Source organism: Actinomadura soli (genome assembly GCF_005889715.1).
GTDB lineage: Bacteria > Actinomycetota > Actinomycetes > Streptosporangiales > Streptosporangiaceae > Spirillospora > Spirillospora soli.
Genome location: NZ_VCKW01000350.1, coordinates 1 through 6,960, shown reverse-complemented (window position 1 = coordinate 6,960; position 6,960 = coordinate 1). Strand labels below are relative to the sequence as shown.

The 6,960-nt window shown below is 70.5% G+C and carries 8 protein-coding genes and 2 pseudogenes; 7 read left to right on the top strand and 3 right to left on the bottom strand.

The window, feature by feature from the left end; translation table 11 throughout:
- The first annotated feature begins 663 nt into the window (after positions 1–663).
- The 3 genes and pseudogenes from ETD83_RS37730 to ETD83_RS46220 form a co-directional block, all read left to right on the top strand.
- The gene (locus ETD83_RS37730) at positions 664–1,566 is read left to right on the top strand and encodes a hypothetical protein (protein WP_138649989.1); all 903 of its coding nucleotides are present in this window, start codon (positions 664–666) and stop codon (positions 1,564–1,566) included.
- Positions 1,567–1,908: 342 nt separating this feature from the next.
- Positions 1,909–2,787, top strand: coding sequence for a beta-propeller fold lactonase family protein (locus ETD83_RS37725; protein ID WP_171064668.1), 879 nt, complete (start codon positions 1,909–1,911; stop codon positions 2,785–2,787).
- Between the two features lie 164 nt (positions 2,788–2,951).
- Positions 2,952–3,056: pseudogene (locus ETD83_RS46220) on the top strand (Arm DNA-binding domain-containing protein); the annotation flags it as partial.
- A 100-nt stretch (positions 3,057–3,156) separates the two neighbouring features.
- Here the strand turns inward: ETD83_RS46220 and ETD83_RS37715 are convergent.
- Positions 3,157–3,360 carry a hypothetical protein gene (locus tag ETD83_RS37715; RefSeq protein ID WP_138649987.1) on the bottom strand — a complete coding sequence of 68 codons (204 nt, stop codon included), beginning with the start codon at positions 3,358–3,360 and terminating at the stop codon, positions 3,157–3,159.
- A 6-nt stretch (positions 3,361–3,366) separates the two neighbouring features.
- On the opposite strand from ETD83_RS37715, the gene ETD83_RS37710 reads away from it, so the two are divergent.
- Positions 3,367–3,705, top strand: a complete 339-nt coding sequence (locus tag ETD83_RS37710; protein ID WP_138649986.1) for a hypothetical protein — start codon at positions 3,367–3,369, stop codon at positions 3,703–3,705.
- A 59-nt stretch (positions 3,706–3,764) separates the two neighbouring features.
- Here ETD83_RS37710 and ETD83_RS45110 read toward each other — a convergent pair whose 3' ends face one another.
- Entirely contained in the window at positions 3,765–3,989 is a 225-nt protein-coding gene (locus ETD83_RS45110; RefSeq protein WP_230421460.1) for a hypothetical protein, read from the bottom strand.
- 100 nt (positions 3,990–4,089) lie between these two features.
- A pseudogene (locus tag ETD83_RS46215) lies at positions 4,090–4,323 on the bottom strand (hypothetical protein); the annotation flags it as partial.
- On the opposite strand from ETD83_RS46215, the gene ETD83_RS45105 reads away from it, so the two are divergent.
- The 3 genes from ETD83_RS45105 to ETD83_RS37695 all read left to right on the top strand — a co-directional run bounded on the left by ETD83_RS45105 (position 4,267) and on the right by ETD83_RS37695 (position 6,955).
- Positions 4,267–4,713, top strand: a complete 447-nt coding sequence (locus ETD83_RS45105; RefSeq protein ID WP_407921548.1) for a helix-turn-helix domain-containing protein — start codon at positions 4,267–4,269, stop codon at positions 4,711–4,713. The pseudogene ETD83_RS46215 and the gene ETD83_RS45105 overlap by 57 nt on opposite strands.
- Positions 4,714–4,880: 167 nt before the next feature.
- Positions 4,881–5,654 (top strand): carotenoid biosynthesis protein, encoded by a 774-nt coding sequence (locus ETD83_RS37700; RefSeq protein ID WP_230421459.1) that lies wholly within the window; start codon positions 4,881–4,883, stop codon positions 5,652–5,654.
- On the top strand, positions 5,642–6,955 hold the full coding sequence (locus ETD83_RS37695; RefSeq protein WP_171064667.1) for a phytoene desaturase family protein: 1,314 nt from the start codon (positions 5,642–5,644) through the stop codon (positions 6,953–6,955). The genes ETD83_RS37700 and ETD83_RS37695 overlap by 13 nt, the downstream gene beginning before the upstream one ends.
- The last annotated feature ends 5 nt before the right edge of the window (positions 6,956–6,960 follow it).

The following is a 6,960-nucleotide window of genomic DNA, read 5'->3' as shown; positions in this document are numbered from 1 at the left end:
GCCTGTAACACCCCCAGGTGGTGGGCCAGCAGGTTGGACGGCAAGCCCAGCAGGCGGCCGACCTCCCCCGGAGCCAGGTCGCCGAGCAACAGTGCCTCGACGATCGCCAGCCGCGCCGGGTCGCCCAGCGCACGATGCGCGGCCGCCCGCCCTCGAAGCCAGGATGGATCAAACACCATTGAGGCAAGGGTCATTGATGTGTTTTCATGTGGTCAAGGCCGCTGTCCGACGGCCCCCGCTCCCCGCCCCCGGAGGCTCCCGTGCCTGACGATCCGCTCCGCCAGCGGCGCATTGTGCGCCGCGCGCCCCGGCCGCACTGACCGGGGCCCCAGCGACATCTGGGCCCCGTCGGGCCCGACGGAACGGGCGCTCCCTGCCGTTCCTCGACCTTTACGCCCCGCCGTGTCCGAAACCCGGGGCGACACACGCGACCGGTGCGGTCCGGCCCGACGCCAGGCCGCACGTAGTTTCCTCCCGTCTCGCACTTAATTGCGAATTCGGCCATTAATGCCGGTCGTCGAGCGCGGAGTCATGCATTTGCCGCGCCCAATTCCGAAGACCTATCGGCTCCTCAAGCTGGCAGGCATTGCACTGTTTCTCTGCGCCGCCCGCGCCTACCTTCATCGTGTCCGAGAAATTCGACCACGATTGGCGGTGTTCGAGATGAGTCAGATCACCCCGAGGGAATGGACGGGCAGGTGGGAGGCGATTGTCCAGGCCCCGACCCTGACCAAACTGTACTGGCTGCTGCGGATCGGAGTGGCCGTGGAATACGTGGGGCACGGATGGGCGGGACTGAGTCGCTCGCGGGCCTGGCTGCCCTACTACGACATGTTCGGCATCTCCGCCGACTTCGCCCTCGACTACATGTTCTACATCACCGGCTCCATCGACATCAGCGTGGGACTACTCGTCCTGGTGTGGCCTGCCCGGATCCTGCTGCTGCACGCCACCGTGTGGGGAGTGTTCACCGCGCTGCTGCGCCCCGCCGTCGGCGAAGGCTGGTGGGAGTTCCTGGAGCGCGGCGGCAACTACGGAATGCCGGCGGCCATGCTGATCCTCGTCGGACTGGGAGGCTGGTCGGTGCGCGGCTGGCTCCGACGCGCCGACGCGCCGGCCGCCGTCTCCGACCGCTCCCTCATCGCCGCGCACTGGGCCGCCCGCGGCGGCCTGGCCCTGCTCCTCATCGGCCACGGCGGATTCGGCGCTTTCGAGGACAAGCCCTACTGGTACGACTTCTTCGACTTCTTCGGAATAACCCGTTCCACGGTCGAGTCCGCCCATCTCATGGTGGTGTTCGGGACTTTCGAGATCTTTCTCGGCCTGGCCATACTCATCAAACCGTGGCGGGCGCTACTGCTCTTCACGCTAGCCTGGAAGCTCGGCACCGAACTGCTGCGGCCCCTCGTCGGGCAAGAATGGTTCCAATTCGTGGAACGCGACGGCGACTACGTCCTGCCGATCGCCCTGATCCTCATGGCCGGCCTTTACGCCCGAGCCCTTCACCAGCGCACACCCGACGCCCCGGCGATGCCCTCCGCCCCGACACGCGCCCCCACAAAGTAATCCCGCCTCCAAGCGCTCACCCGCTCTCTCAGCGATCAACTCTCCCGGCCGACCGGCACGGCACGATCTTTTGTCAGGGACTCAACGTGAAGGAACCCAGAGTGCTCAACCGCCGGATGGCCATCAACCCAGGAGTCTGCCCGATGGCCTACTCCCAGAACTGATGTGGAACCCGCGATGTCCTCCCACCACAGCCCTGCATCCAAAATCCGTGCCGCCTCGCTCGCGCTCCTGGCCGGTACCGCGCTCCTCACGGCCGGGCCTCTGCCTGGCCCCGCTGCCCACGCCGACCATCCCGCCGGTCACGGTGCCCCAGCGGCCCGCCCGTCCTACAAGCCCGTCGTGCTGGCCACCATCAACGTCGGCCTCAACCCCCGCGCGGTGGCGTTCGACCCCGACCATGAGACCGCCTACGTCGCCAACGCCGGATCCAACACCGTCTCGGTCATCGACGTGGAGACCCGGAAGGCGGTCGCCGCCATCGAGGTCGGCAAGTTCCCCTACGGCGTCGCGTTCGTGCGCGATGGTGACTTCGTCTACATTCCCAACCGCGACTCCGACGACCTGTCGGTGATCGACACCCACACCCGGAAGGTCATCAAGACCGTCACCGTCGGCGACGCCCCCCGCTGGGTCGCCATCGCCCCCGACGGCCGCCACGCCTACGTCAGCAGCACCGGATCCGGCGTCGTCACCGTCATCGACACCGCCACCCACGCCGTCACCGGCAACATCCCCGTCGGCCTGTCCCCGCGCGGCATCGCCTTCACTCCCGACGGCCGCACCGCCTACTCCGCCAACTCCGACTCCGACAACGTCGCGGTCATCGACACCCGCAGCCAAAAGGTGGCCGCGACCATCACCGTCGGCGACGAACCCCGCGGCGCCTTCGTCACCCCCGACGGCCGGACCCTCTACATCTCCAACACCATCGGCGGGACCGTCTCGGTCATCAGCACCCGCACTCGCACCGTCACCGACACCATCACCGTCGGCGCCAATCCCCGCGGCCTCAACCTCTACCGCGGCGGCCGCATCGCCTACGTCGCCAATTCCGGCTCCGACACCGTCAGCATCTTCGACACCCGCACCCACCGTGTCCTCGGCGACGTCGCCGTCGGCGACGACCCCCGCTGGACCGCCTCAGGACCGGACGGCGACTACCTCTACGTCACCAATACCGGCTCCCACACCGTCTCGGTCGTCACCGTGGCCCGCTGACCGTCCCACTCCGCCTTGGTGAAGCCACCCTGAACGGCTCCCTGGACCATGTCCGGAAGGTGGTGCCCGAACTGAAGGTGCGGGCAGTGCTCAGGCATGGGCCGGCCTGATCGAGGCGAGCGGGACCGCGGATCTGATCGTGCTGGTCCGCGTGGGCTCGGCGGATTCGTCGGGCTGCTGCTCGGTTCGGTGGGTGCGCAGGTGATGGGCGTCGTCAGCGGATCCGCCGCGGCGGGTTCGCGACCAGGAAGGCAGCTGAAGAGGCTCTAGCCCGCCTCCGGGCACCCTCGGAGTCGGGCGGTGAGCTCGTCACGGTGGGCGAGTGGCTCAACTACTGGCTGGCCATCCGAACCGCTGTAGCGCCCACTATCAGCGGATACGCGAGCCACGTCCCGCCGCATCCACCGCATCCACCGCATCGCCCGCCTGGCCGTCGTCCCCTACTACACGTGCCACCTGCTGCGTTTCGCCGACACACCACCGTTTCGCGGCGGCGACCTGGCGGCCCCTGGCGACCTGTTCATCCCCGCCTTCGTCCTCGGCACCGCGCTCCCCGCCGAATTCCTGCTTCAAGGACTGGTGCGCGAATGGGGGATGATCTTCCCGCGCTGGACGCGGTGGCTGTCCGGCAGGCGCGTGCCGCGCCTCCTGCCCATAACGCCGGTCTGGCTGATCGCGCCCACCCTCGCGTCCTACGGGACGGGCGCCTGTATCTACCTCCTCCTCCAGTTCACCGGCGTGCTGGACATGGACGGCTCACCCGCCGAGTACCTCCTCGGCTGCTCCGCCGCAATCGGGTTCGCCGGGTACGGATGGTCCCTGGCGATAGCGGGCGTGTCCTACCAGCGACGAACCCGGCCCCGTTGCGTCCAGACGGGGAATCCGCACATTGGCGACGAGCACGCCCGGCTCAGTTGACAGCATCCGTACTGCGGACGAGTGGAATCGTTGTGCGCCTAAAGGTAGGGGATGATCTCTCAGGCGGGCCGCGACGCTGGCGCACGCAACGGGTACCGCCCGCTTCTGGCTGGTTTGCGGGCGGTGAGCAGGCGGGTCGGGACCCACGGACTGCCCCACCACGCGCGCCAGCCGAGGTCGCGCACGCGGATGTCCTGGGCGTTCAGCCGGGCCAGCACCGCGGCGTACTCGCGGGGGGTCCGCGCCAGGTCGGCGATCAGCAGGCGGCCGCCCGGCCGCAGCACCCGGTACGCCTCGGCGATCGCTTGGGCGCGGGCGTCCGCGCCGAAGATGGTGCACCGTCAGGCTGGACACGACCAGGTCGAAGCTTGCCTCCGCGTACGGGAGTCTGCGCAGGTCGCCCCCTTGCACGTGAACGCGGTCGGCGACGCCTTCGGCGCGGGCGCGGCGCACGCCGCCCGCCTGTCGGTCATGCCCCTCGAACGCCAGGGCGGCCAGGCGCAGTTCATCGTCCGGCCGCTCCCGCCCACACCCCGCGGCTCCACGCTCGAACCCCTGCTCATGTGGCTTCAAGGCAACCTGTCCCGCGACATCACCCTCACCGACATGGCCGTCCACGCTGGGAAGAGCCCGCGCACCCTCATCCGCCACTTCCGCGACCAAACCGGCACCACCCCGCTCCAGTGGCTCCACAACACCCGCATCCGCCAGGCGCAGCACCTGCTGGAGACCACCAGCCACACCATCGAACGCATCAGCGCCCAGGTCGGCTTCGGATCCCCCACCGCCTTCCGCGACCGTTTCAAGCGCATCAGGCCCCGCCGTGTACCGCCGCACGTTCAGAGAACCGTCATGAGCGACGGCCACCGCCCCGCGCCGGCGTCGAGAGCCACGCGCGACCACAGCGGCTCCCGCTACAGCCCTATCAGCCCGTCAGCGAACAGGGGCAGAACCGCGCCAACCGCTCCACCACGCCGTCAGGCGCCAGGCTCGGGTGACAGGTGCTGATCCGGCATGGACCTTCGGCTGCGTGCGCCGGTGATGTCGGCCAGGCCGGGGCCGGTGACTGGGCGATGAGCCACGACACCTCCATTCCGGAGCCGGGTGCCCGCCGGTGCGCCGTGGTCTGTTGAACGGATGCGTCCGCGGGGTCGCCGGGCTCCGAAGGAAGTTGTGTGGGATATGTGCGGAGGACCCGGGACGAGGCGGTGCCGAAGGCTCTGGGGTCGGCCGGGGTCGGGTTCCTGGCCGCGATGGTGGCCGCGCAGGTCGCGTCGGGGGTGCGGGCGGAGCCGGTCCGCCTGACCAGTGCGGTCGTGCTGTCGCTGGCGGCGAGTGCGGTGGCGTTCCTGGCGGCCCGGTGCGGTCTTCGCCGGGCCGGCGGAGCCTTCCTCGCGGTGGCAACCGCAGGGTATGCGGCTGAGTGGGTCGGCGTGCGCACGGGCGTGCCGTTCGGGGAGTACTCCTACACGTCGGTGCTGAAGCCGCAGGTCGGAGGTGTTCCGGTCGTCGTGGCGGTGGCCTGGGGCGGTATGGGGCTGGCGGCGCACGCGGTTGCGACGGTCCTGGCCCCGAAGCGTCGCGGGTGGCGATGGGCGCTCGGAGCCGTGGCCCTGACGGCGTGGGATCTGTTCCTCGACCCGCAGATGCTGCGGCTGGGGTTGTGGACGTGGGCGGACGGCGGCACCTACCGGGGCGTGCCGCTCAGCAACTTCGCCGGGTGGTTGCTGGTCTCATTCCTGATCATGGTGCTAATCGATGTCGTCGTCGGGCCGCGGTTCCCGGGCGTGTCCCGGGGGCTCGTCGCGCTGTACGCCGTGATGGCGGCGATGGAGACGCTGGCGTTCGCGGTGGTGTTCGAGCCGCGGGACGTGGTCGTGGCGGCGGCCGGGGGCGTGTCGATGGGGACGTTCGCCGCCCTCGCGTGGAGGCGGGCATGGCGGAGGTGATCGTGGTCGGCGGCGGGGTCGGCGGCATGGTCGCCGCGCTGCTGCTGGCGCGGAACGGACATGAGGTCCGGTTGTTCGAGCGGCTCAACCGGCTCGGCGGGAAGCTCGCGGAGCACGAGCGGGAGGGGTTCGTGTTCTCGCTCGGCCCGTCGCTGCTCACCATGCCGAGGCTGTTCAGGGACCTGGGGGTCGGGTGCGCGATGGTCGAGCCGGCGGAGCTGTGCCGTTACCGCTTCGCCGACGGGTCGCGCCTGCGCGCGTTGCGCGATCCGGTGCGGATGGAGGAGCAGGTCGAATCGCTGGCCCCGGGGCAGGGGCCCGCGTGGCGGGCCTTCTACGGCTGGGCGCAGGAGTGCCTCGCGGCGTCGCGGCGGACTTTCTTCGCCGGGCCGCTGGGTCGTCCGCCCGAGCAGGCCCGGCTCGGTGATCTGCTCGCCGTCGCGCCGGGCCGGACACTGGACGGGCTGGCGCGGCGCTTCTTCGGCGACCCTCGGCTGCGCCAGTACGTGGGCCGGTACGCCACGTACGCGGGGTCGAACCCGTACCGGGCGCCGGCCGCGCTGGGCTGCGTCCCGGCGATCGAGCACGGGGAGGGCGGCTGGTACGTGCCGGGCGGGCTGCCGCGGATCGCCGCGGATCTCGGCGGGCTCCTGGCGGCGGCGGGCGCCGAGGTCCACCTCGGCGCTGAGGTGACCGAGGTGATCGCCGACCGTGCCGCGGTGTCCGGCGTGCGGCTGGCCTCGGGCGAGCGGGTGACCGCGGACGCCGTGGTGGTCAACGCCGACGCGGCGGCGCTCTACGGCCGGCTGCTGCCGGATCGGCGCAGGCTGCGCCGGATCGCGGGTCTCGGCCTGTCGTCGTCGGTGCTGTTGATGCTGGCCGGCGTGGAGGGCCGGACGGCGGGGTTGCCGCACCATTCCGTCGTCTTCTCGGCCGACTACCGGCGGGAGTTCGACGACATCTTCCGGCACGGGAGACCGGCGCAGGACCCCACCGTCTACATCGGCTGCGCGGCGGTGGACGACCCGACGCAGGCGCCCGCCGGGGCCGAGAACTGGGTGATGCTGGTCAACGTCCCGGCCCGGGATCCGAGCCGGTGGCCGATGCCGGTCGAGTCCTATCGAGACCTGGTGCTGGACCTCCTGGCGCGGCGCGGGCACGACCTGTCGGGGCGGCTGCGGTTCGTGGAGCTGTTCACGCCGGCGGATCTGCGTGACCGGTACGGGGCGTGGGGCGGGGCGATCTACGGCAGCGCCCACGGGCTGTCTCTTATACCCATCTCCGAGCCCACGAGACCCTAAGACAA

Bases quoted from the DNA above. Each gene is read 5' to 3' on its own strand.
- ETD83_RS37730 (WP_138649989.1), top strand. From the start codon at position 664: ATGAGTCAGATCACCCCGAGGGAATGGACGGGCAGGTGGGAGGCGATT.
- ETD83_RS45105 (WP_407921548.1), top strand. From the start codon at position 4,267: ATGTGGCTTCAAGGCAACCTGTCCCGCGACATCACCCTCACCGACATG.
- ETD83_RS37695 (WP_171064667.1), top strand. From the start codon at position 5,642: ATGGCGGAGGTGATCGTGGTCGGCGGCGGGGTCGGCGGCATGGTCGCC.